Source organism: Bifidobacterium sp. 2450 (genome assembly GCF_041900695.1).
Lineage (GTDB): Bacteria > Actinomycetota > Actinomycetes > Actinomycetales > Bifidobacteriaceae > Bifidobacterium > Bifidobacterium longum.
Genome location: NZ_JBHEEA010000004.1, coordinates 66514 through 88267, shown reverse-complemented (window position 1 = coordinate 88267; position 21754 = coordinate 66514). Strand labels below are relative to the sequence as shown.

The window sequence follows — 21754 nt, the reverse complement described above, 5'->3', positions numbered from 1 at the left end:
TTGCATCACGGTCCCAGTAGAAGCACATTATGACGGGAGCCGACCGATAAGAGCCGACCGTTCTATGCTGATGGGGGAGGCATAGTAACTATGAAGCGGATTTCGGTGCGGCGGGTAGCGAGCGTCATCGCCACCGCGATGGCGATGACGCTGGTATTCGCCACACTTGGCTGGGCGATGATGCCGCAATGGAACACGCGGCCCTACACCAAGCACATCGTTATCGCTTCTGCCGACACCACCATCACCCCTGCCCATGCGAACATTCCCCACGAGGGGCGATATCGTACGCGTGAAACCCGACTATCCATCAAGACCGGCGACGGCGTCACGCTACCCGCCGTACTACGTGAACCGGTCGGCGCTCCCGGGCCACGCCCGGCTTGTCTGTTCATTCACGGGTCCGGTACCAGCGGTGCCGAGGATTTCGGCGATATCGCCAACGCCATGGCCTCTGCCGGTATCGTGACCTTGGTGCCGGCCAAGCGCAACGACAACTACACCGTGCTGCATCGCGACTACCCGCGTTTTGCTCGCGAATACGGGCGTTCGCTCGACGTGCTGCGTGGCATAAGCGGCGTGGACCCCGCCAAAACCGGCATCTACGCCGAATCCGAAGGCACCTGGATCGCAACGATTCTAACCTCGAAACGGCAAGACATCGCCTTCGCCATACTTACATCCGCACCGGTGTTCAATGGACGTGAGCAAATGGCCATGGCTGTCAGCGCCTATACACATGAGGCCGGCGCGCCCAAGCCCGTGGTCAAAGACATGGCCAAATTGATGTCGCTGGACTACGCGCCATTTGATCTAGCCTATGCCGACTTTGATGCCGACCGGTATCTGAAATCCCTCACCATGCCGGTGCTGGTGAACTACGGCACCTACGATACGGCCATGCCCATCGAACAGGGGGCGCAGCGGGTCATCGCTACGGCCAACAAGTCCGGCAACGAGAACGTCACCGTACGCTATTTCGCCGGCAACCATCAGATGCGGGCTGGTGAGGGCTTATTCACCCCGAACCTGCCATTGGCCGAAGGCTATACGCAAGCGCTGGAAAATTGGGTGAACGGTGTGACTGCCGGAACCAAAGCCGATGGATGGGCAACGCCTCAAGTCGCCGGTGCAACACCTCACCAGCGCTTCGCCGCGCCGCAACGTACCAGATCCGGTATCGTCGGCTCGCTCGGCGTGCTGGCCGGTCTGATGGTGGCAGGGCCCGTGCTGATCGTGATGGCGGCGATATTAGGTATTGGCTTGACTGTGTTTTCTTGGCTACAGACGTTGCTGGCCGGGCGACGTAGTGTGGCGACTGTGCGGGCCATGCATGCGACGCCGAGTGAGCTGGGGGCCGCCCAGCGGCGCATGTTGCACGGCATTGCCGGCTTATCTGCCGGTATCGGCACAGCGGTGGTGGTGATTACTGGGCTGTTGTACGGCTATATGAGCGCCGTAGGCGTATCGGCTGTATTGGTTATGCCTCAACCGCGGCTGTTTGCCGTCGGATGGGTGGTGCTGCGAATAGCGACCATGCTGTTGGTGGCGCTGTTTGCTTGGGAAATGGAACGTGTCTGGTATTGCCGCGCCGATATCGTCGGTGTGCGGCGCGTCATATGCGTGATGGTAGCGCTCGGCACTCTCACCACACTGATGACACTGGCATTCTGGGGCCTATTCTCGCTGTAATTCTGCCGATGTGCGCTGGTAAATGGGGCTTGGCGGGCAGGCTGCGTTGGTGGTCTGGGTGTGGGGCGATCGGCAGATTGCGTTGGCCTGGGTGTGGCCGGCCGGCGTACATCAGTCGGGGTGTCCGATACACAGTGAATGGCTGAGTATTACGCTTGGGAGGCTTCGGCCTCCTCTAAGGTGTCGAAACCGCCGAGCTGGACTGTGTGCAACAAGGTTTCCTCAGTGATATTGCGTTGCGGGCTGGCTGCGGCGCGCTCGCCAATCATCGCTTCGTAACGTTCGAAGGTCTGGTCGGAATACGTACCAAGCTCGCCGCGCAGATAGGTTTCGAATGAGGTGGCAGATGGTGTGTCTTCGGTGGTGGTGAGTACGCGCATCGCCTCGCCGAGCTTGGGGTAGCGCTCGCGGAAATCCTTGGCCCAGGCGACCTGCTGGGCGATGACCTGTTCCTGACGGGCCACGCGCTCTTCAGAGAGACGCGGAATATACGGCTCTATGTTCTTCGTGAAATCTTCCGGCGCGGTGGAGGCCATCATGCGGCCGTATTTTTCGGTCACGAGGTTGCGGCCCACGTGGTCGGCCGCGTCAAGATCAGCGGCATAGCTGGTGAGTAATGGCCGCTCCCATGTGAGGAACTGGGCCAGCCGCATCTGGTGGAACACCGGCCAGTTGCCTTGGCATGCCGCGCGTCCACCCTCATTGTTGGTGCGCTGGAACTGATCCCATTCATGGCGCACAATAGCCTCGCGCAGTTCATCATCAGTCAGTTCGTTGGTCATCGACGTTCCTTTCGCTAATACCTCCCTCTGATGAGGGAGGTGGCACGGCGAAGCCGTGACAGCGGGAGCTTGAATCTACAAACTTTTAAGCACCGGATCATCAGAGGCGATGTGGTCCTCGACATACGGGCGCTGCCATTCGAGGAAGGTCTCACCGGACGTGGTCAGGTGTTCGCGTTTGAGTTCCTTGACGATATCCACCGCAATCTGCTCCACAATATCGTTGATTTTCTCGATTGCTGGAGCCGCGCCCTTGCCGCCTTCGCCGAATCCGGCCCCGCCATAGCAGGCTGCCGAACTCAATCGCATCACGGTTTCCAACTGTTCGCCCGCGTTCGGCAACAGCGCGAACATCGAGCCAGACAGCTTGCGCAATGCTGCGAACTGCCACTTGCAATACGGCATATAGCCCACCACCATCGGCACGTTAACCAGGAACACCAACGAGGCGGTGGCCTGCACGAACTCGTGGATGGACAGCCATGCGGCCGCGCCGTCGCCGCGCTTCAACGAACGCGGCAGATTATATTGACCGGCCTGGGCGATCATGCCGAGTCGCTTGGAGATCAGCGCGAGCCGCACATCGTCGGGCATGTTCTTGAACCCTTGGCGCATCTTGGAAAACAGACCGGTGGGATCGGCGAACACCTCACCATTGGTGGCGGCGGCCAAGGTCGATTCCTGAAGCATTAGCCACTCATGCGGCGCGGTCTGCGCCGGCGCAGTGCGATACCCGGTGATCGACTCAAAGAAGTCACCGATGCGGAACACGCCGTCACGGCGATTCGCGCCCTGTGCGCGCGGCGTGACGGGGGAGAGCGGTGCATCGGTCGGAGTCGTCATCGCTTCCGCCATATCAGAGGACGCCGCGCCTGACTCGGCAGTGGCGGTATCGTCCGTAGCGGTGCCGGGGGTGGGTGCGTTTGCCGCATCGGGTATGACGGTGGAGCCTGCACCTGCGGAGGGGAATGCTCCGGAAGCATCGGACCTGGCATGCGCCTCGAACGTCACGCGGCCTTGCGCATCCACGCTGAACTTGCGCGGCAGTGCCTCGTAATCGGCCTCAAGTTGCTCGCCGATGGCCGCGTAATCCTCATCCGTAAGCCACAGGCAGAAGCGCGGGCCGAAATCGTGGTCCTGCGAATACGCATCATCGAATCCGTAGCATTCCGAGCCATGACCCACCAGACCGGCGGCGATACGCCCGGCATACTGTGGATACTTCGCCGCAATCATCGGCTTGCCCATCTGCGTCCAGAACGCGCGGGCCAACTTCAGTCCGGACACCGGGCATGCGGAAACGGCCTCGGCCGCGCCCGCAGAACCGGTCGACACCGAAACGGTGGATGGGGAAGATGCCGCGTTCGCACCGGTCTTGTCCTGTGCCGGGCTGTTCGGCAGCCGCGATCCGGACTGGGGCAGCGCGCCTGCATCGCCAGCAACACCCGCATTGTCAACCGTCACCCCGGCCTGCGCCGCCGCTTCCTCGGCCTGCCGCAGATTGTCGGCGGTGATACGCCAGTAATCGGTGTCCTTGCCGTAACATTCCTCGATCACGGCCAGCGCATGCCGGTATCCAGTAACCGCATCCGCATACCGTCTCTCGGCAAAGCACACCTGCGCGAAGCCCGCCAGTGCGGAGGCATAATGCGCGGAATGTTCCAGATGGCCGGTGCGATAGATTTCCAGCGCTTTGGCTGCATGCCAATGCGCGCCCTCCAACTTGTGTTCGGTCAGCAGGGTCAACGCCAGATTTGTGTGCGAGCTGGCCACGTCGATATCCGCGTCCGGGTTCACGCTCGAGGCTTCGATAATGCGCAGCGCTTCACGCAACTCCAGTTCCGCCTTGTCGGGCCGATTCGTCTCGCTGTAGAGCATCGACAGATTGTTGTGCAGCGCTGCGAGCCTACGGTCGGTGGGTGCCAGCGAATGCCGGCAGACACTCTGCGCCTGATGATACAAATCCTCGGCCTGATCGTATTGTTTGGCCGCGCGCGTCGCGGTGGCGCAATTGATTAGCGTGGTGGCCCACGCCTCGGATGTGCCGGTGGTCAAGCCCATACGAGCGGCCAGTTCCAGCGCTCGCTGCACAATCCACTGATTCTCCTTGTGCCGACCTTGCGAGCGATAGAAGCCCATCGTTTCGTTGAGCACGGTGAGCAGTCCGGCCTCGTCGCCGGCGTTTTCCGCGTCCACCATCGCCTGTTCCAAGTACGGGCCGGCTTCGGTGGCGGCCGCGTGGCGATCGAAGATCGCGTCCAGTCCGTTCAGGAATTGTTGGGTATCAAAGGTTGCGGGCGATTGATTGGCATCGTCCGTGGCCTGGTTCGCCGTGGAATCGGCACCTTGTGCTGCGGCCGCCGCATCGGTGTCGTCGGCATCGTCTGGACCATGCGCGAATTGCGCGGCGAATTGTTTGAGCAGTGCTTCCTCATCCATACCGCCAGACCTCCCTGAACCGTGTCTGATTTCAGTCTATTAATACTGTGAACAAACACGTCAGGGAGGCGAATGTGAGCTTGGTCTCAGTCCACCTTGATTTCGCGCATGCGGTGAATGTCGTCGGTATCGGTTTCGCAGCGCCACGAGTAGAAGGCCAGCAGCCCTACGGCAAGCAGGGCCAGCGGCATACCGCCCAGGCCGGTATAGCGATAGTTCATCGAGAAGGTGGTGAGCATCGCGCCGCCGACAATCGAGCCGATGGCATTGCCGAAGTTAAACGCCACCTGTACAGCCGCGCCGGCGATCAGCTCGCCGCCGCCCTGGCCGGCTTCGGTCATCAGCAATTGCTGTGGAGCGGAAGTAAAGAACAATCCGATGGCGATCCAGAACGTCAGTACAGCGGTCATCGGCTGATTGCCCGGAGTGATAAGCACCAGCAACAAGCCGAAGCAGGAGATGGACTGACCTATTGCGGCCGCGCCGGCATGCCTCCAATGGTCGGTCAGGCGACCTCCAAGCAGACCGCCGATGACCATACCAAAGCCGGCAAGCATCATCAGCATCGGCACCAGGGAAGACGACCATCCGCCGGTTTTCTGCAGCCAAGGGGAGACGTAGCTCCACCAGCAGAACACACCGGCATTGCCGGTGAACACGGCGGCCAGAATCACCCACGGGCCACGACGGGTGAGGAACTTGAACTGACCGGCGATGCCTGCGTCCTTAATCGGTGCAACGTACGGAATCCACGCCAACGCCAGCACAATTGTCATTGCCGCCCAAGCGGCCAAAATGCCGAAGGCAAGACGCCAGGAAAGGAACTCGGCCATCAAGGTGCCCGCTGGTACGCCGAGCATATTGGCCACGGTCTGTCCGGTGACCATCACGGATACGGCCTGCGCCTCCTTGCCTTTCTCCGCCAGAGTCTTGGCGATGAGTGTGGCTGTGCCGAAGAATGCGCCGTGCGGCAGACCGGCGACGAATCGTGCGACGACCAGCATGGCGGCATTGACGGAGAACGTGGAAGCCAGATTGCCCACCAAGGCAATCACCATAAACAATATGATGAGGTTCTTCGGCGGCACCTTGCGGCCGAATACCAGAATCAGTGTGCCGAAGCACACGCCGATCGCATACGCGGAAATGTAATGGCCTGCGGTGGGGATGTCCACGCCGGTGGCGGCCGCGGCCTGCGGCAGAATGCCCATCATCACGAACTCGGCGGCACCGAGAATGAACGCGCCCGAAACCAGTGCAAGCAGGCTCTTCTTCATGGTTCCTCTAATTACTTCAGTATTACTTCAGTATTACTTACAAAAAACAGTGCGGCAATCGATTGATTCGAGCGATATATTACGGTGGTCCGCCAACAAATACGGGGCCTGCCGTGATGTGGTTTGTCGCTGTGTGCGGCGGGTTGTTTACCGCTGTTCGATCGCTTGGTTTGATTGTTGGGACAGGAAACGAAAAACCGGATTGCTGATTTCTCAACAATCCAGTCCAGTTGTCGGGCTGGCGGGATTTGAACCCGCGGCCTCTTCGTCCCGAACGAAGCGCGCTACCAAGCTGCGCTACAGCCCGTTTGGCAACAGACGTAGATACTACATTGTGGTGGTGGACAATGCAAATCGGCATGTCGCGAGTGTTGTGTGATGGTGGATTCGCCATGTGTACAGGTCTCTCAAGCCTTGTGCGGAGCCGGTTTTGCGTCATGTGGGCGGGCGTTCAGATGGCCGTGCGGTCTGCCGGGCTCATAATCGCCGGCCTTGCGTACACTGATGAATCATGGCTGAAGTTGTCGAAAATACCGAAAACACTGAGAATGAAACCCCGGCCGTCCCGCAGATGAGCACCGTCGAACGTGCGGAAATGCTGCTCAAGCAGGACGCCACCATCCGCGAGAAGATCAAGTCCGGTGCCACGCTGGACGAAGCCGTGGACCCCTCCAACAAGGAGTTCGGCCCGCTGGCCCACCCCGAGCAGGTGCAGATGCGCGTGGCCAAGCGCGCGATGATGCTTGAGGCCGGCATCGCCCCCTACCCGGTGCACCTGGACGTCACCGACACCATCGAGGCGGTCCGCGCCAAGTATGGCGGCAAGCTCGAGGCTGGCGAAGAGACCGAAGACATGGTCGGCATTGCTGGCCGCGTGCTGTTCCTGCGCAACGCGGGCGGCCTGTGCTTCGTGCAGCTGTCCGCCGGTGACGGCACCAAGATTCAGGGCATGATCTCCAAGAAGGAGATTGGCGCCGACTCGCTCAAGCAGTTCAAGCAGCTCGTCGACCTTGGCGATCACCTGTACCTCAAGGGCCGCGTCATCGCCTCCAAGACCGGCGAACTGTCCGTATTCGCCACTGAGTGGGCTATCGCCTCTAAGGCCCTGCAGCCGCTGCCGGCCCTGCACAAGGACCTGAACGAAGACACCCGCACCCGCAAGCCGTACATCGGCATGATTGCGGACGAGAACATCCGCAACATGGTGCGCAACCGCTCCAAGGCCGTGGCCTCCCTGCGCCGCACCTTTGACGACCACGACTTCCTCGAGGTCGAAACCCCGATGCTGCAGACCCTGCACGGTGGCGCGGCCGCCCGCCCGTTCACCACGCACATGAACGCCTTCGACCTTGACCTGTATCTTCGCATCGCCCCGGAACTGTTCCTCAAGCGCTGCCTGGTCGGCGGCATCGATCGCGTGTTCGAAATCAACCGTGACTTCCGCAATGAGGGCGTCGACGCCACGCACGCCCCCGAATTCACCATGGTCGAGGCCTACCAGGCCTATGGCACCTATGATTCCATCGGCCAGCTGGTCAAGGAGCTCGTGCAGAAGACCGCCATGGACGTCTACGGCTCGCACAAGGTCACCCTGCTCGACGGCACCGAATATGACTTCGGCGGCGAATGGAAGACCATCAGCATGTACGACTCCCTGTCCGAATCGTTGGGCGAGGAGATCGTGCCGAACGGCGGCCCGGACGCCCCCGGCACCTCCGTTGAGCACCTGGGCGCCATCGCCGACAAGCTCGGCGTAGAGCGCGATGACGTGGAGAACCACGGCAAGCTCGTCGAACACCTGTGGGAGCACTTCTACGAGGACAAGCTTTACGAGCCCACCTTCGTGCGTGACTTCCCGGTCGAAACCTCCCCGCTGGTCAAGGGCCACCGCACCAAGCCCGGCGTGGTGGAGAAGTGGGATCTCTACGTGCGCGGCTTCGAGCTGGCTACCGGCTACTCCGAGCTCAACGACCCGATCGTGCAGCGTGAACGTTTCGTGGCTCAGGCCAAGGACGCGCTCGCCGGCGACGAAGAGGCTTGCGACATCGATGAGGACTTCCTCGAGGCTCTCGGCGTGGGCATGCCTCCGGCCGGCGGTATGGGTATGGGCATTGATCGACTGCTTATCGCCTTGACCGGTGCCACGATTCGCGAGACCATCACCTTCCCGCTGGTCAAGCCGCTCGTTGGCTGATTAGGCATACTCTGGCTCCCCTCAGAGAGGGGAGCCGAGTTATATATGAAAGGGATTGCCTATGTCCATCGGCTTGTGGGTTCGGGGCGCGCGTCCCAAGACCTTGGCCACTTCCATCGCGTCGGTGATGGTTGGGGCGGCGATGGCATACGTGCATATCGAGCAGTCGGGCACCTGCATCGCAATATATCCCGAACCGGCCTCCTGCGCCACGGCCCGTGAACAGCAGACCCTGCTGATGGACCGATTCTGGCCGGTGACCATCCTGTGCCTGCTAGTCGCGCTGTTCTTGCTAATCGCCGTCAACTACGCGAACGACTATTCCGATGGCATCCGCGGCACTGACGCCGGGCGTGACACGGACGAATCGAAATCAGGCAAACCCCAGCGACTGACCGCATCCGGACTGGTACCGGCCAAGCATGTACTGTTCTCGGCGATGATTTGCGCCGCCATCGCCTGCATATGCGGTGTTGTGGCGGTCGTGCTCGCCCAAGCATGGTGGTTGCTGGCCGTGGGCGCGGCCTCCTTGCTAGCCGGCTGGTTCTACACCGGTGGCAAGCATCCGTATGGATACGTCGGGCTGGGAGAAGTCGGCGTGTTCCTGTTCTTCGGCTTGGCTGCGGTATTGGGCACCGAATACGCGCTGTGCGGCACGGTGGACGTCGGCGGACTATTGGGTGCTGTGGCGGCTGGCCTGTTCTCCTGCCTGATCATGATGGTGAACAATATCCGTGACATCGACGAGGATCGTGAGCATGGTAAGTGCACGCTGGCCGTACGGCTGGGGGAGTCCGGCGCGCGTACGTTGCTGATTGTGTGCTGCGTCATCGCATGGATCATCGCCCTGCTGATGTGCGGCACATTATGGTGGCCGTGGGGCGCAGTGCTGTTGATCTCGGGCACCGGAATACCTGCGCGCATGGTCTCCAGCGTGAATAAACGTCAATTCCGCCCGGCTCTGCCCGCCGCCAGCTTCCAGACCTTGCTGTTTGCGGTGGTGCTGGCGGTTTCCGTGGCGCTCTGAGAGCGAAATAATAAGACGAATACTCGTGTTTAGGCGCACGCGGCTGTAGACTGAACCGTATGACTTATAAACTAGTACTGCTCCGTCATGGACAGAGCGCATGGAATAAAACCAACCAGTTCACCGGCTGGGTCGATGTACCGCTGACCGAGCAGGGTGAAGCCGAAGCCAAGCGTGGCGGCGAGCTGCTCAAGGAGAAGAACGTCCTTCCGGACATCGTGTTCACCTCCCTGCTGCGTCGCGCCATCAACACCGCCAACATCGCTCTGGATGCCGCAGATCGTCTGTGGATTCCGGTTCAGCGTGACTGGCGTCTCAACGAGCGTCACTACGGCGCTCTGCAGGGCAAGAACAAGACCGAGATCCGCGAAGAGTACGGCGACGAGAAGTTCATGCTGTGGCGCCGTTCTTACGCCACCCCGCCGCCCGAGATCGACCCGAACGACCAGTACGCCCAGAACAACGACCCGCGCTACGCCGGCGATCCGGTTCCGGAAGCCGAGTGTCTGGCCAACGTTGTTGAGCGTGTGAAGCCGTACTTCGAGTCCGCTATCGAGCCGGAGCTCAAGGCCGGCAAGACCGTGCTGATTGCTGCCCACGGCAACTCCCTCCGCGCCATCGTCAAGATGCTGGACAACCTGTCTGAGGAAGAGATTGCCAAGGTCAACATCCCGACCGCCATCCCGCTGCTCTACGAGCTGGACGAGAACTTCAAGCCGATCAAGCCGCGTGGCGAGTACCTGGACCCGGAGGCTGCTGCTGCCGGTGCCGCCGCTGTCGCCGCTCAGGGCCAGAAGTGAGCCTAAGCCGCTAACACGGTACAAGCTGTAAGGGGAGTCGCACATAACGTGCGGTTCCCCTTTGCTATGCCTGCCAAATCCCCATGGGGCGGTGATTACCCCATGGGGCGGTAACTTGCCCATGGGGCGGTAAAACCCTCATGGGGCGGTATGTCAGAATGGCTTAATTCCGCGGTTTCACATATCCTTCAAACCGTCCCATGGGCAAGTTACCGCCCTATGGGTGTTTTGCCGCCCCATGGATACGCCGGTGTACCGCCCAAAAGCAACAAAAAACGGCGTCCAGCCGTAGCCGGATCGCCGTTTTCAGGCATCCTCCTCAAACCACAGGAGAACAAGTGTTCAGTTATTCGCCCAATGTGAGAACAAGTCCCAATCAGTCGATGTCGGTGCCCTCGTCGCGGGTCGGCTCCTTGGTGGGGTCGAAGCCGGAGACGATGTACACCACACGGCGGGCGGCGGACACGGCGTGATCGCCGAGACGCTCCAGGAAGCGGCCCAGCAGCACGATATCCACGGTCTGCTGACGGGTGATGCCATCGGACAGCGCTAGATCGAAGGTCTGGTGGTGCAGATCGTCCAGCTTGTCATCAGCCAGGATGATGGCCTCGGCGGTCTTGGCATCGCGATCGGAGAGCATGGCCACCAGCTGGTCAGCGGTGTTGTCCAGGAAGTCGATCATCTCGGCGAACACCGGCTGAGCGGATTCAGGAATCGCGGCGGCCGGATAGGTGCGGCGAGCGGCCTCGGCCACGTGGCGGGCAAGATCGCCCATACGCTCGAACGTGGAAGCCAGACGCATGGTGGAAACGACCACACGCAGATCGGTGGCCACCGGGTTCTGCTTGGCGAGCAGCTTGACGCACTGGTCGATCACAGAGGACTCCAGGGCATCGATTTCGATGTCGCCGTCAATCACAGTCTGTGCGGCTTCAACGTCCTGATTCAGCAGGGCTTCCCCAGCGCCTTTGATCGCCTTGCGCACGTTCTGCGCCATACGGTCGAGGTCGTCAGCAACCTGCTTCAGCTCCTCGTTGAAAATAACGCGCATTTCTCTAGCCTTTCATGCTTGCTTATTGCAACCTGTACCAGTGTATTATTCCAGTACTTGTTCCCCACTTCAACGTAGGTAATGGCAACCTCAAGTTGTTCTACTGTTCATTGGATTGTTCACCTGAAATTCATGTTACCGGCGTGCCGGCAAACCGCAATCCCGGCGTGTGGCGTGAAAGAATGGGGGCATGACACAGATGCCGCTCGTCACCGCGATTGCTCTTATTGTCGCGGCTGTTTTATTTGTGGTAGGAATCATCACGCTCATCGTGGGATTTGCGACACATCGAGTGTCCGTGGAATCGCCGCTGGCCGATGATGGCGACAATGACGATCTGTCCGACGACACCGCCACGCTGCTGTCCATGCTGCCAGGTGCGTCCGTGGTGGTCGACGAGCACGACGAGGTGGTCCGCTGCAATCCCGCCGCCTACCGCCTGGGTGTGGTGTCAGATGACGCCATTGCCCAGCAGCATGTGCTGGATGCCATTCACGAGGCGCGCAAGTCCGGTGGCAAGCGCCAGTTCGACTTGACCACCGATACTCCGGAGCGGTACGTCGCAGACCAGAACAAGGGCGATCACGTCGCCACGCAGTCCGTCCACCGCCCCAACTGGCTGAAGGTGACTGTAGGGCGTATCAACGAGCAGTTCGTCATCGTGTTGATTACCGATGTCAGTGATGTGATTCGTTTCGCTCAAGTGCGTGACTCGTTTATTACCAATGTGTCCGAGCAATTGTTGGGCCCCACTGAGGCTCTGGCCAAACTCGCCGATTCGCTGGAGTCCGGCAATCTGGACGAACAGCAGGTGGCTGCCGACGCTCGCCAGGTGCGTTCCAGCTGCAGCAAGCTTAACCACATGGTGTCTGATTTGCTGCTGCTCATACGCGCGCAGGAGCCGATTACGCCGTCTTCCGCCAACCGACTGAACGTTATGGAACAGCTCAGGGCCACGGCGGCGCGACTGGAGCCGCAGGCAGCCGAGGCTGGCGTGCAGCTGAACATCAAGGGCGACGATGATCTAGTCATCAATGGTGAGGCGGACCAGATCGACAGCGCCGTGACCAAGCTCATCGAAAACGCCATCGGCTATTCCAAGGAAAATGGCGTGGTCAGCGTGTCCGCATCCAAAGACAAGGATGGCGACCGCGCGGTGATTCGCGTGATCGACCAAGGCACGGGCATCGCTAAGAAGGACCAGGCGCGCATCTTCGAGCGGTTCTACCGGGGTGCGGAACAGAGCAATCGCACGGCGGATGGCGTGGGCCTAGGCTTGGCCATCGTCAAGCATGTGGCGCTGACCCATCATGGTGATGCGACCGTATGGAGCGCGCCCGGGCAAGGCAGTACGTTCAGCCTTACGTTGCCGCTGGCGCAGTGAGGCAAGGAATTGGTGGCATGCCTTGCATGCCACCAATGCTGTTTGATGAGCGACCTGCGGCCGTGGTCTCTCCCTCAATCAGCTACGCTGACAGCTCCCGTCATCAGAGGGAGCTTGTGTTGTGTTACTGTCCGAGGCGGCGGTAGTCCCAGCGGTCGAAGTATTCCCAGACCAGCAGTAGCGAGCCAATAATGACGCCGGCCACGCACATAATCACCAACGGCATTACGCTGTAGCCCACGGCCAGCAGAATCAGCACGACAATCAACGCCACAATCCATAGACCGGTACCGATGGCAAACACCTTACGCAGATCCACCCGTACGGGCTTGGGTGCGGGTTTGCGGACGGCAGGGTCAATGAGAGGCGCGAACTTCATACTCATGCACTGTAGTAAGAGTAGGGAGGGGCGTCAAACACCCCTCCCTACGATTTATTCAATCGGTATCAGTTGAGACCGATCAATGTGCATGGCATATATAGTCGGCAATGCGAGGCATAGACCGCCATCACAGGTGCTCAACCACATAGTCGACGCACTTGGTGAAGGCCATGACATCAGCCGGTTCCACCGAGGGGAACACGCCAACGCGCAGCTGGTTGCGGCCCAGCTTGCGGTAGCCGGCGGCGTCCACGATGCCGTTCTCGCGCAGGATGGACAGTACCTGAGAAGCCTGGACGCGCTCGTCCAGATCAATGGTGACCACGGCGTTCGAGCGGGCGTCCGCATCGACGACGAACGGAGCGGCGTATTCGGAGCGCTCGGCCCACGAGTACAGGATGGATGCGGACTTGGCGCAACGCGTGGTGGCCCAGGCGAGGCCGCCGTTGTTGTTGAGCCAGCGAATCTGGTTTTCCATCATGATCAGGGTGGCCACGGCGGGCGTATTCAGGGTCTGATCCTTGCGGGAGTTGTTCAGTGCCGTGGTCAGCGAGAGGAACGGCGGCACCCAGCGATGTGCGCCTTCCAGATGAGCGCTTGATTCGACGCCTGCCGCACGATCGATAGCTTCGGGGGAGAGGATGGTGACCCACAGACCGCCATCGGCGCCGAAGGCCTTCTGCGGTGAGAAGTAGTAGACGTCGGTCTGGCCGATGTCCACAGGCAAAGCGCCGGCTGCGCTGGTGCCGTCGATGACGGTCAAGGCACCGGCTTCACGACTGCCGGGCACGCGGCGAATCGGGGCGGCCACACCAGTGGAGGTCTCGTTGTGAGCCCAGCAATATGTGTCCACGCCCTCGGTGAGCTCAGGCAGACGGTAAGTGCCCGGCTCGCCGGGGAACAGCACCGGGTCTTCAAGGGAGGGCGCGTTCGCGGCGGACGCGGCGAACTTGGCACTGAACGAGCCATACGTGCCGAATGCGGCGCGACGGGTGATCAGCGAAGCGCAGGCAATCTCCCAGAACGCGCTGGCGCCACCGTTGCCAAGCGCCACCTCATACCCTTCAGGCAGGTGGAAGAACTCGCGCAGACCTTCACGAATCGAAGCGACCAGTTGCTTGACTGGTGCTTGGCGATGTGATGTGCCAAGCAGGGTGGTGGCGCCGGCATCGAGCGCGGCGATCTGTTCGGGGCGGATTTTGCTGGGGCCGGAGCCGAAGCGACCATCTTCGGGCTTCAGCGACTCGGGAATACTCAGTGTGATAGTCATGGTTTCAAGGGTAGACCAGTGTTGGGGAATATCGCGGATAATGCTCGGTGTGCGGGATTACTGCGGGGCTACTGCGGAATTCCGGGGTGCCGGGCGGCAGTGGTGGCAATGCGGAATGCAGTGCAGAATGTACGCAGCACATCATGGCTACGGCGTGTCGGAATGACATGAGTTAGTGATTCTTCCGATAACCGGATAGTGAGGTTCGTGAACGGGCGGAAACAAGGCAGTTTTTCACCCTGCCGCACGGTTACGTAAATCGTTTGACACACCCGGATGGTGGGGATCACATTGAGGATTGACCTCTGTTCGTTGTACAGTACTCAATTGTGACGGTCATACGAGGTCATCGAAATGACCCCGCCGAACCCATCCAAGGAGTTAACGTAGTATGAAGCATGCTTCGCATAAAGCGACCACGGTCTCGCGCCAGAAGTTCAGCTTAGCGAAGGCGTTGTTTGCCTCCGGCAAGGGTTCTCATTCCGTTCGTGCTGTGCGTGCGGTGCAATCCGCTGGTAGCGACGCCGTTGTTTTGGGACTTGATCCGGCCATTGCCGAGAAGATCAACGAAATCGCTCCCCAGACCCGCCGTTCCATTCGTGAGGCCGCTCGTGCCGCTGAACGCCGTAGCCATATTCTTGCCTCGGCCTCACTGGCCGCTCTGGTCGGCACGGCCGCAGGTGCTCTCGCGTTTTCCAGCAATGACGACGCCACGAACTCGTTCGTGGCTGATCCGGCCACGACGACCACGCAGATTAAGCGCATCAGCGATGTGACTGCGGCTTCTCGTTCCGAAGCACGTACTGATCTGAGTTCATCCTCCGTTACCGCACAGTCCACCAATGAAGGCGGTTGGGGGCTGAGCAATTCAGACAGCACCTTGGACGCCAAGCTGATGAATCGCAATAATGCGAACAATCCTGTGGTGTCGGCTCTCATGGATGCCGATGGCGATGCTGTGCCGGCTGGCTTCAACCCGAACCATGCCGTTGGCACCAACTCCAACAACTATCCGTGGGGTCAGTGCACGTGGTACGCGTACCAGCGTCGTGCCGAACTGGGACTGCCTTCCAGCGGCAACTTCGGCAATGGTGGCGCATGGGCGGCGTCAGCTTCCGCTCTGGGCTATTGGGTGGACAACACTCCTCGCCATGTCGGTGATGCTGTGGTGTTCGCTCCTGGCCAGGCCAATGCCGATGGCACATACGGCCATGTTGCCGTTCTGGAAAAGATCAATGCCGACGGCTCCATTGAGATCTCCGAATCCAATGCCAAAGGATTGGGTGTGATTTCGACCCGTACGTTCAGCGCCGCCGAAGCCGGTAAGTTCCAGTACGTTCACTACTGATTCATTTCATTGGCTTACATTCGGTGATTACTGTTCGGATGTGACGTCGCCCTATCGGCAATCGTTCGCGCGAAATGACATTTCAAGTGTTGCGGCCGCGTATTAGTCCGAACTGACCTGTGCCGACACGCCGATATATCCCAATAGCTCCGGGGTGTTTTATTTCTTCCATCCTGTACGAGTTAATGCGCACCGTGTAGGGTGATGGTTCTATGAAGACCAAAACTGTAGCTTCTTCCATTGTTGCCGTGATTGTCTCCTGTGCTTGCTTGTTTATGTTTGTTCCTGCAGCGACTGCAGCTGAGGGTGTTACTGTGACTTCCACCAAGTCCTTTCCCTCGTACACCCAGGTGCGCAAAGATCTGACGACTGAAGCCACTGCCACGAGCGTTGAGGACAATGCTGATTGGGGCGGCATTGAGAACCTCGACGTGCCGCAGACGGAATCTCAGGCGGAAAAGGATGCCGCAGCGGCCAAGAAGGCTGCCGAAGAGGAGGCCAAGAAGCAGACGGAGACCGAGGCTCAGGCGACCCAGAAGCAGGCCAACGCCGCGAACCGTAATGAGTCTCGCTCTTCTGTTACTTATTCCGATGCCAGTGGTTTGGTTTCCGCTGGTGCCGGTGTCTCTATCGACCGTGCGTATTCTTTGATCGGACAGAGCATGGACTGCACCGCATTGGTCAGTCAAGCGTTGGCGGCCCGTGGTATTATCTTCCACGGTTGGCCTGAAGAGTATGTCAATGTTCCCGGTGGCCACGTAGTTACAGACGGGTCCCTGCAGCCGGGCGATATTCTGATTTATGCCAACACCGGTGGATGGAATGGCGGCGCGCACTACGATCATGTGGCGCTGTATGTCGGCAACGGTCAGGCGGTCCATGGTGGCTGGAACGGCTACAGCGTGGCTCTCGCTAGCGCCATGACCGAAAAACTCACCATCGTGGTACGTATCCCGTGATGCAGTCTTATTGATTGATATATTGCAGGCCTCGGATGCCAATCGGTATCTGAGGCCTGTTGCGTTCTCTTGCCGAGTGATACACCCGCGACATCATCTTCGAAAAGACATTCCTGTTATGAAATCGACCCATGTGTGCTAAGGTAAGGCGCTGATGACGAACGTTAAGAATATTATTTCCACATTAGTGGCGGTTATCGCCACGGGTGCTATGTTTGCATGCGTAGCCCCGTTTGCCTCTGCCGATTCCGCGCAGACGAGTGCTGTGGTGTCCTCGCGTTCTTTCCCGAAGGCGAGTTCGGTGAAGAAGAATTTGTTCGCCGAATCCACCTCCACTTCGGTTGACGAGAACTCTAAATGGGGTGGCATCGAGACTCTTGATGTGCCACAGACCGAGTCTCAGGCCGAAAAGGAGGCTGTTGCTGCGGCGGCGGCTCAGAAAGCCGCTGGTGAAGCTGCGGCAGCCCAGTCCGCTGCTGCGGCAGCCAGCCGCTCTGAACAGCGTGCGTCGATTCCACAGGTTGACTTGGGTAAAATGACTGGCACTGGCGCTGAGCTTGCTAGCTTCTCACTGAAGTTCCAAGGCTATCCGTATGTTGCCGGCGGCAACACTCCGGCAGGATGGGATTGCTCCGGTTTTGTACAGTACGTCTTCTCCCAGTTTGGCTTTTCCCTGCCGCGTACCTCTGGTGCTCAAGCCACTGTGGGTACTCCGGTCGCAAGCTTGGCGGATGCTAAGCCGGGTGACATTCTTGCGAATGGTACTCATGCGGCCATTTACATCGGTAACGGACAGGTGATGAATGCTATGAACCCGGTGCAGGGAACGGCAGTAAGCAATGTTTCCGTGTTCGGTGGAGCTGGATATTCCATTCGCCGCGTGATGTAACAAGAATTATGCGGTAAGCGAATTCGTATTAAGGCACGTCCTTTGGGATGTGCCTTTTTTCGTATACGCGGATTTCTTTTTGAGCGGAGGATACCGGCCAAACCGAGTGTCGCGGGGTATTGTTGGAGGTACGCGGTATTCGTGCCGCAATACCTTCAAGGAGGTCGTCATGATTAACGACAAGGCCATTCTCGTCGGCGTTGACGGGTCGCATGCCAGTTACAAGGCAACATGGTGGGCCGCGAATTATGCAAAGCACGCGGGGCTGACGCTGCAGATTGTCTGCGCATATTCCCTGCCGAGCTATGCCGCCGTTTCGTTCGATGCCACTTACACGGCGATGGGGGACGATAACGCCGCGCATTCCGATGCTCAGGAGATTCTGGCCAAGGCCAAGGCCATCGCAGACGAGCAGGGCGTCGAAGCCGCCACACTGATTGTTACCGGAGACCCGGCATCGGTGTTCGTCGAATTGTCGCGTAACTACAATCTGATCGTCATTGGTAACCGTGGCAAGGGCGGTCTGGCCGAGCGTCTGCTGGGCACCACGTCCTCGTCGCTGCCGGCATATGCTTACTGCCCGATTGTAGTGGTGCCGTACACCGATGATGACGGCAACCTGATGCACCTGAACAACACAATCACCAAGGTGGCCGTCGGCTCCGACGAATCCAAGTGGGGTCTGAAGGCGCTGGACATTGCCGCCGACTTCGCCACGTGCTGGGGTGCGGAACTGGACGTGATTTCCGCTGTGCCGAACCTGAAGGGCGTGGATGGCGAGGATGCCGTCATGGAGTCTTACAAGGACGATCTTGAGGTGCGCATCAAGCCGTTGCAGGAATCGCATCTTGATCTGAAAATCAACAAGCAGATCGTTTCCGGCCCGGCCGTCAGCGCACTGACCAAGGCCAGCTACGATCACGATGTTGTTGTTGTCGGTTCCCGTGGCCGCGGTGGCTTCACCGGACTGTTGCTGGGCTCCACCAGCCAGGGACTGCTGCAGCATGCGGTTGGCCCGGTGTACGTGGTGCCACGCAAGTATGTTGAGGCTGCGGAATCGCGTCTCGACACCGTGCCGAGCTCGCCCGCCGAAGTGCCTACCAAGTCGCTGGAGGAGATTGCCGGCGTCGAGGAGATTCCGGTGTCCGCAGCCGAGCCTGAAGTCGCCCAGCAGATCGAAAAGACCATCGATCCCGACAGGCAGTAAAGTCCGGGTATACAATGAGCTCCCTCTGATGAGGGAGCTTAATTTATTAGTACGTCGGTTTATTAGTACGTCAGTGCTTGACGGTGACGTTCATGCGCACCGGGGTCTCCTGTACGTAGGTGTGCTTGACCGTGCAACCCTTGTCGATATGGCGGGTGACGCGCTCCTTGAGCTTGTCGGCATCCTCCTCGGACAGGCCGGCGTCGGAAGCATCAATCACCACCTGCTCCTCGAAACCGGTGTAGGCGTCGTTCTCGGGGTCGTACGTGCCATCCACCACGATCTTGGCACCCTTGCCCTCACCCAGCGTATGTTCGATGGCGAACTGGCTGGACAGCGCGGCGCAACCGGCCAGCGCGACCTTCATCAGATCGCCCGGCGTGAACTGGCCACGATCCTTGCCGAACTTAATGTGTGCGCCATCGTCGCTGAACGCATCCCACGAACCGTCCTTGTTGCGCTCAACCCACAGTCGCTTACCCATAGCTGCTCCTTTATTTTCAGCCGCCGACGATCTGGCCCATCGCCATGCCAGCGGGGGAGCGCGGCACCTGGCCGCTCTCCCGCATCATTGGACTTCTCTATTATGTCCCTAAGCTACACTGGTGCACATGGCTTTGACCGAAGAACAACTCGCAGATATTCGCTCCCGTATCCCCGCACGTCCCGAAACGGACATTCCGATGCCCTATGAGGACCTGGTGCGCAAGATCCTGACCGAAGGCACACTGAAGTCCGATCGCACCGGCACCGGCACGATTTCCCTGTTCGGCCAGCAGATGCGCTTCGACCTGTCGAAGTACTTCCCGTTGCTGACCACCAAGACCGTGTTCTTCAAAGGCCTGGCCTACGAGCTGCTGTGGTTTTTGAAGGGTTCCTCCAACATCAACTGGCTGCTGGAGCACAACGTGCATATTTGGGATGAGTGGGCGGACGAGAACGGCGATCTGGGCCCGGTCTATGGCGTGCAGTGGCGTTCCTGGCCCGCGCCGACCCCCGAGGACCCGAATCGCACCATCGACCAGATCTCCAATGTGCTCGACCTCATCAAGCATCATCCGGATTCGCGCCGCATGATCGTCTCCGCGTGGAATCCGGCCGAGGTGGAGAAGATGGCGTTGCCGCCCTGCCACGCGCTCTTCCAGTTCTACGTGGCCGACGGCAAGCTAAGCTGCCAGCTGTACCAGCGTTCCTGCGACATGTTCCTCGGCGTGCCGTTCAACATCGCCTCCTACTCGCTGCTCACCATGATGATGGCGCAGCAGACCGGGCTCAAGCCGGGCGAATTCGTCTGGACCGGCGGCGACTGCCATGTTTACGACAACCACGTCGACCAGTTCCTTGAGCAGCTGGGCCGCAAGCCCTACCCGTACCCGACCATCGAGATCCGTAAGGCCGATTCCCTGTTCGACTACCAGTATGAGGACTTCAAGGTCGTCGGCTACCAGCATCACCCCACTATTAAGGCACCTGTTGCGGTCTGATGCTGATTACCATTTCGTGGACAGCGAAGACTGTGAAGGTGACGGACCCCGAGTCTTCGCTGTCCACTACACTAAGGCCCAGTTCCGCAATCCAGGAGGAGTAAGCGAAATGGAGCATGACAGTAGCCGTAGCGGCTATCACGAACCCGAGCCCGGATCTGCCGGGCTGTCTGCCACTGAAGAAGACTGGGGTGACGATTATCCCAAAACCTTCTCGGTGAATCTTATCTGGGCCGAAGCCCGCGACAAGGAAGGTCGCGCCGGTGCCATCGGCCTCAATGGCGGCATGCCTTGGCGCTGTGCCGAGGATATGAAGCATTTCAAGGAGCTGACCGTCTCCCATCCGGTGATTATGGGTCGTAAGACCTGGGAATCGCTGGGGGTCAAGTACCGGCCGCTGCCCAACCGCGACAACATCGTCGTTTCCCACGATCCGATGTACCGTGCGCCGGGGGCCACTGTGGTCACCAGTCTTGACGACGCGCTTGATATGGCCCGTCAGGAGGCGATTCCGGACGACGGTCTGGACCGTTCGGAGATTTGGATCATCGGCGGTGCCCAGCTGTTCGCCAAGGCTTTGCCGTTCGCGGACAAAGCCTATGTGACTGATTTGGCCGCCACCGTGGATGCCGACAGCTACGCGCCCGATATGGCGTCGCTGGTCGAGGCCGGGATGTGGCGGGAATCCGAAGTGGGCGAGTGGCATACGCCCGCCAAGGAGGAGTCCGGCATCGATTCCTATCGTTTCCGTATCTTGGCTAAAACCAAGTAAGCATGCGAATCCGGCTTATGCCCTTTATAGCGGCATGAGCCGGATTCATATTCATTCGACCCCAAAAACGCATTCGGGCCGTGTGCGGCCCGGTGAAGCCCGATTGAGGATTGATTCAAAGCTATGAGCAATACCCAGCCCTACACCGTAATGACCGTCTGCACCGGCAATATCTGCCGTTCGCCTATGGGCGAGATCATTCTGCGTCACTCCTTTAATGAGCGCGGTCTTGGCGACCAGGTGAACGTGGAATCCAGCGGTGTGTCCGATGAGGAGTGGAGCCACCCGATCGACCCGCGTGCCGTGCGCGTGCTACGCGAACGTGGCTATGGTGATGAGATTCCGCGTGACCACTTCGCACACCGCATCTCACGTGAGGAAATCGACCGTACCGACCTGTTCCTGCCGATGACCGCCTCCCACATGCGCGCCCTGCTGCGCATGCTGCCGGCCGGCAAGCGCGCCGAAGTGCACATGTACCGCAGCTTCGACCCGAATCTGCCCAAGCCGAAGCCCGGCCGCGAAGATCAGATCGATCTGGTGGACCCGTGGTACGGCGGCAAACACGAGTTCGAGGTCGCCATCGACCAGATTGAGGAAGTCGCCCCGTACATCGTCGATTGGGTGGCGAAGCAGCTGTAGGAATCGGCCTGTGGCCGATGCTGTGTGTTTCGCAGTCTTACGACTGCGGGTCTCTACCTCCGTCACCGCTTCGCGGTGCCACCTCCCTCGTCAGAGGAAGGTACAGAATAATACCTCCCTCTGTAAGGGAGGTGCTGAGCATAGCGAAGCGGAGG

Annotated in this window: 19 protein-coding genes and 1 tRNA gene; 12 read left to right on the top strand and 8 right to left on the bottom strand. The window is 59.7% G+C overall.

Going from position 1 to position 21754, the window contains the following annotated elements; translation table 11 throughout:
* The first annotated feature begins 90 nt into the window (after positions 1 to 90).
* Positions 91 to 1692 (top strand): S9 family peptidase, encoded by a 1602-nt coding sequence (locus tag ACEUKI_RS02675; RefSeq protein WP_080785899.1) that lies wholly within the window; start codon positions 91 to 93, stop codon positions 1690 to 1692.
* 149 nt (positions 1693 to 1841) lie between these two features.
* On the opposite strand, the gene ACEUKI_RS02670 is transcribed toward ACEUKI_RS02675, so the two are convergent.
* From ACEUKI_RS02670 to ACEUKI_RS02655, 4 genes are all read right to left on the bottom strand, one after another.
* The gene (locus tag ACEUKI_RS02670; RefSeq protein ID WP_080785900.1) at positions 1842 to 2474 is read right to left on the bottom strand and encodes a DUF4125 family protein; all 633 of its coding nucleotides are present in this window, start codon (positions 2472 to 2474) and stop codon (positions 1842 to 1844) included.
* A gap of 75 nt (positions 2475 to 2549) precedes the next feature.
* Positions 2550 to 4913: a DUF4037 domain-containing protein gene (locus tag ACEUKI_RS02665; RefSeq protein ID WP_374156468.1), complete on the bottom strand. Its 2364-nt coding sequence runs from the start codon at positions 4911 to 4913 to the stop codon at positions 2550 to 2552.
* A gap of 86 nt (positions 4914 to 4999) precedes the next feature.
* Entirely contained in the window at positions 5000 to 6190 is a 1191-nt protein-coding gene (locus ACEUKI_RS02660) for an MFS transporter (RefSeq protein WP_080785901.1), read from the bottom strand.
* 233 nt (positions 6191 to 6423) lie between these two features.
* A tRNA-Pro gene (locus tag ACEUKI_RS02655) sits at positions 6424 to 6497 on the bottom strand.
* Positions 6498 to 6701: 204 nt separating this feature from the next.
* Here ACEUKI_RS02655 and lysS point away from each other — a divergent pair.
* The 3 genes from lysS to ACEUKI_RS02640 all read left to right on the top strand — a co-directional run bounded on the left by lysS (position 6702) and on the right by ACEUKI_RS02640 (position 10211).
* A complete protein-coding gene (lysS, locus tag ACEUKI_RS02650; protein WP_080785902.1) occupies positions 6702 to 8384 on the top strand; it encodes a lysine--tRNA ligase in 1683 nt (560 codons plus the stop codon).
* 61 nt (positions 8385 to 8445) lie between these two features.
* Complete coding sequence (menA, locus tag ACEUKI_RS02645) at positions 8446 to 9411, top strand: 1,4-dihydroxy-2-naphthoate octaprenyltransferase (protein WP_080785903.1); 966 nt, start codon at positions 8446 to 8448, stop codon at positions 9409 to 9411.
* A 59-nt stretch (positions 9412 to 9470) separates the two neighbouring features.
* Positions 9471 to 10211 carry a phosphoglyceromutase gene (locus ACEUKI_RS02640; RefSeq protein WP_007052347.1) on the top strand — a complete coding sequence of 247 codons (741 nt, stop codon included), beginning with the start codon at positions 9471 to 9473 and terminating at the stop codon, positions 10209 to 10211.
* 376 nt (positions 10212 to 10587) lie between these two features.
* Here ACEUKI_RS02640 and phoU read toward each other — a convergent pair whose 3' ends face one another.
* Positions 10588 to 11262, bottom strand: a complete 675-nt coding sequence (gene phoU, locus ACEUKI_RS02635; protein ID WP_080785904.1) for a phosphate signaling complex protein PhoU — start codon at positions 11260 to 11262, stop codon at positions 10588 to 10590.
* A 190-nt stretch (positions 11263 to 11452) separates the two neighbouring features.
* On the opposite strand from phoU, the gene ACEUKI_RS02630 reads away from it, so the two are divergent.
* Positions 11453 to 12646 carry a cell wall metabolism sensor histidine kinase WalK gene (locus tag ACEUKI_RS02630; protein WP_080785905.1) on the top strand — a complete coding sequence of 398 codons (1194 nt, stop codon included), beginning with the start codon at positions 11453 to 11455 and terminating at the stop codon, positions 12644 to 12646.
* A 124-nt stretch (positions 12647 to 12770) separates the two neighbouring features.
* Here the strand turns inward: ACEUKI_RS02630 and ACEUKI_RS02625 are convergent, their stop codons facing one another.
* Positions 12771 to 13025 (bottom strand): DUF2530 domain-containing protein, encoded by a 255-nt coding sequence (locus ACEUKI_RS02625; protein ID WP_179133598.1) that lies wholly within the window; start codon positions 13023 to 13025, stop codon positions 12771 to 12773.
* Between the two features lie 130 nt (positions 13026 to 13155).
* The gene (gene serC, locus ACEUKI_RS02620) at positions 13156 to 14298 is read right to left on the bottom strand and encodes a phosphoserine transaminase (RefSeq protein WP_115770216.1); all 1143 of its coding nucleotides are present in this window, start codon (positions 14296 to 14298) and stop codon (positions 13156 to 13158) included.
* Positions 14299 to 14689: 391 nt separating this feature from the next.
* On the opposite strand from serC, the gene ACEUKI_RS02615 reads away from it, so the two are divergent.
* The 4 genes from ACEUKI_RS02615 to ACEUKI_RS02600 all read left to right on the top strand — a co-directional run bounded on the left by ACEUKI_RS02615 (position 14690) and on the right by ACEUKI_RS02600 (position 18701).
* Positions 14690 to 15646: a CHAP domain-containing protein gene (locus tag ACEUKI_RS02615; protein ID WP_080785908.1), complete on the top strand. Its 957-nt coding sequence runs from the start codon at positions 14690 to 14692 to the stop codon at positions 15644 to 15646.
* Positions 15647 to 15858: 212 nt separating this feature from the next.
* On the top strand, positions 15859 to 16605 hold the full coding sequence (locus tag ACEUKI_RS02610; RefSeq protein WP_115770215.1) for an NlpC/P60 family protein: 747 nt from the start codon (positions 15859 to 15861) through the stop codon (positions 16603 to 16605).
* 154 nt (positions 16606 to 16759) lie between these two features.
* A complete protein-coding gene (locus ACEUKI_RS02605) occupies positions 16760 to 17494 on the top strand; it encodes a C40 family peptidase (RefSeq protein WP_080785910.1) in 735 nt (244 codons plus the stop codon).
* 169 nt (positions 17495 to 17663) lie between these two features.
* A complete protein-coding gene (locus ACEUKI_RS02600) occupies positions 17664 to 18701 on the top strand; it encodes a universal stress protein (protein ID WP_080785911.1) in 1038 nt (345 codons plus the stop codon).
* 70 nt (positions 18702 to 18771) lie between these two features.
* Here the strand turns inward: ACEUKI_RS02600 and ACEUKI_RS02595 are convergent, their stop codons facing one another.
* The gene (locus tag ACEUKI_RS02595; RefSeq protein WP_007052358.1) at positions 18772 to 19185 is read right to left on the bottom strand and encodes an OsmC family protein; all 414 of its coding nucleotides are present in this window, start codon (positions 19183 to 19185) and stop codon (positions 18772 to 18774) included.
* A gap of 199 nt (positions 19186 to 19384) precedes the next feature.
* On the opposite strand from ACEUKI_RS02595, the gene ACEUKI_RS02590 reads away from it, so the two are divergent.
* The 3 genes from ACEUKI_RS02590 to ACEUKI_RS02580 all read left to right on the top strand — a co-directional run bounded on the left by ACEUKI_RS02590 (position 19385) and on the right by ACEUKI_RS02580 (position 21599).
* The gene (locus ACEUKI_RS02590) at positions 19385 to 20185 is read left to right on the top strand and encodes a thymidylate synthase (protein WP_077384829.1); all 801 of its coding nucleotides are present in this window, start codon (positions 19385 to 19387) and stop codon (positions 20183 to 20185) included.
* A 109-nt stretch (positions 20186 to 20294) separates the two neighbouring features.
* Positions 20295 to 20957, top strand: coding sequence for a dihydrofolate reductase (locus tag ACEUKI_RS02585; RefSeq protein WP_080785912.1), 663 nt, complete (start codon positions 20295 to 20297; stop codon positions 20955 to 20957).
* Between the two features lie 123 nt (positions 20958 to 21080).
* Entirely contained in the window at positions 21081 to 21599 is a 519-nt protein-coding gene (locus ACEUKI_RS02580; protein ID WP_080785913.1) for a low molecular weight protein-tyrosine-phosphatase, read from the top strand.
* Positions 21600 to 21754: the final 155 nt, after the last annotated feature.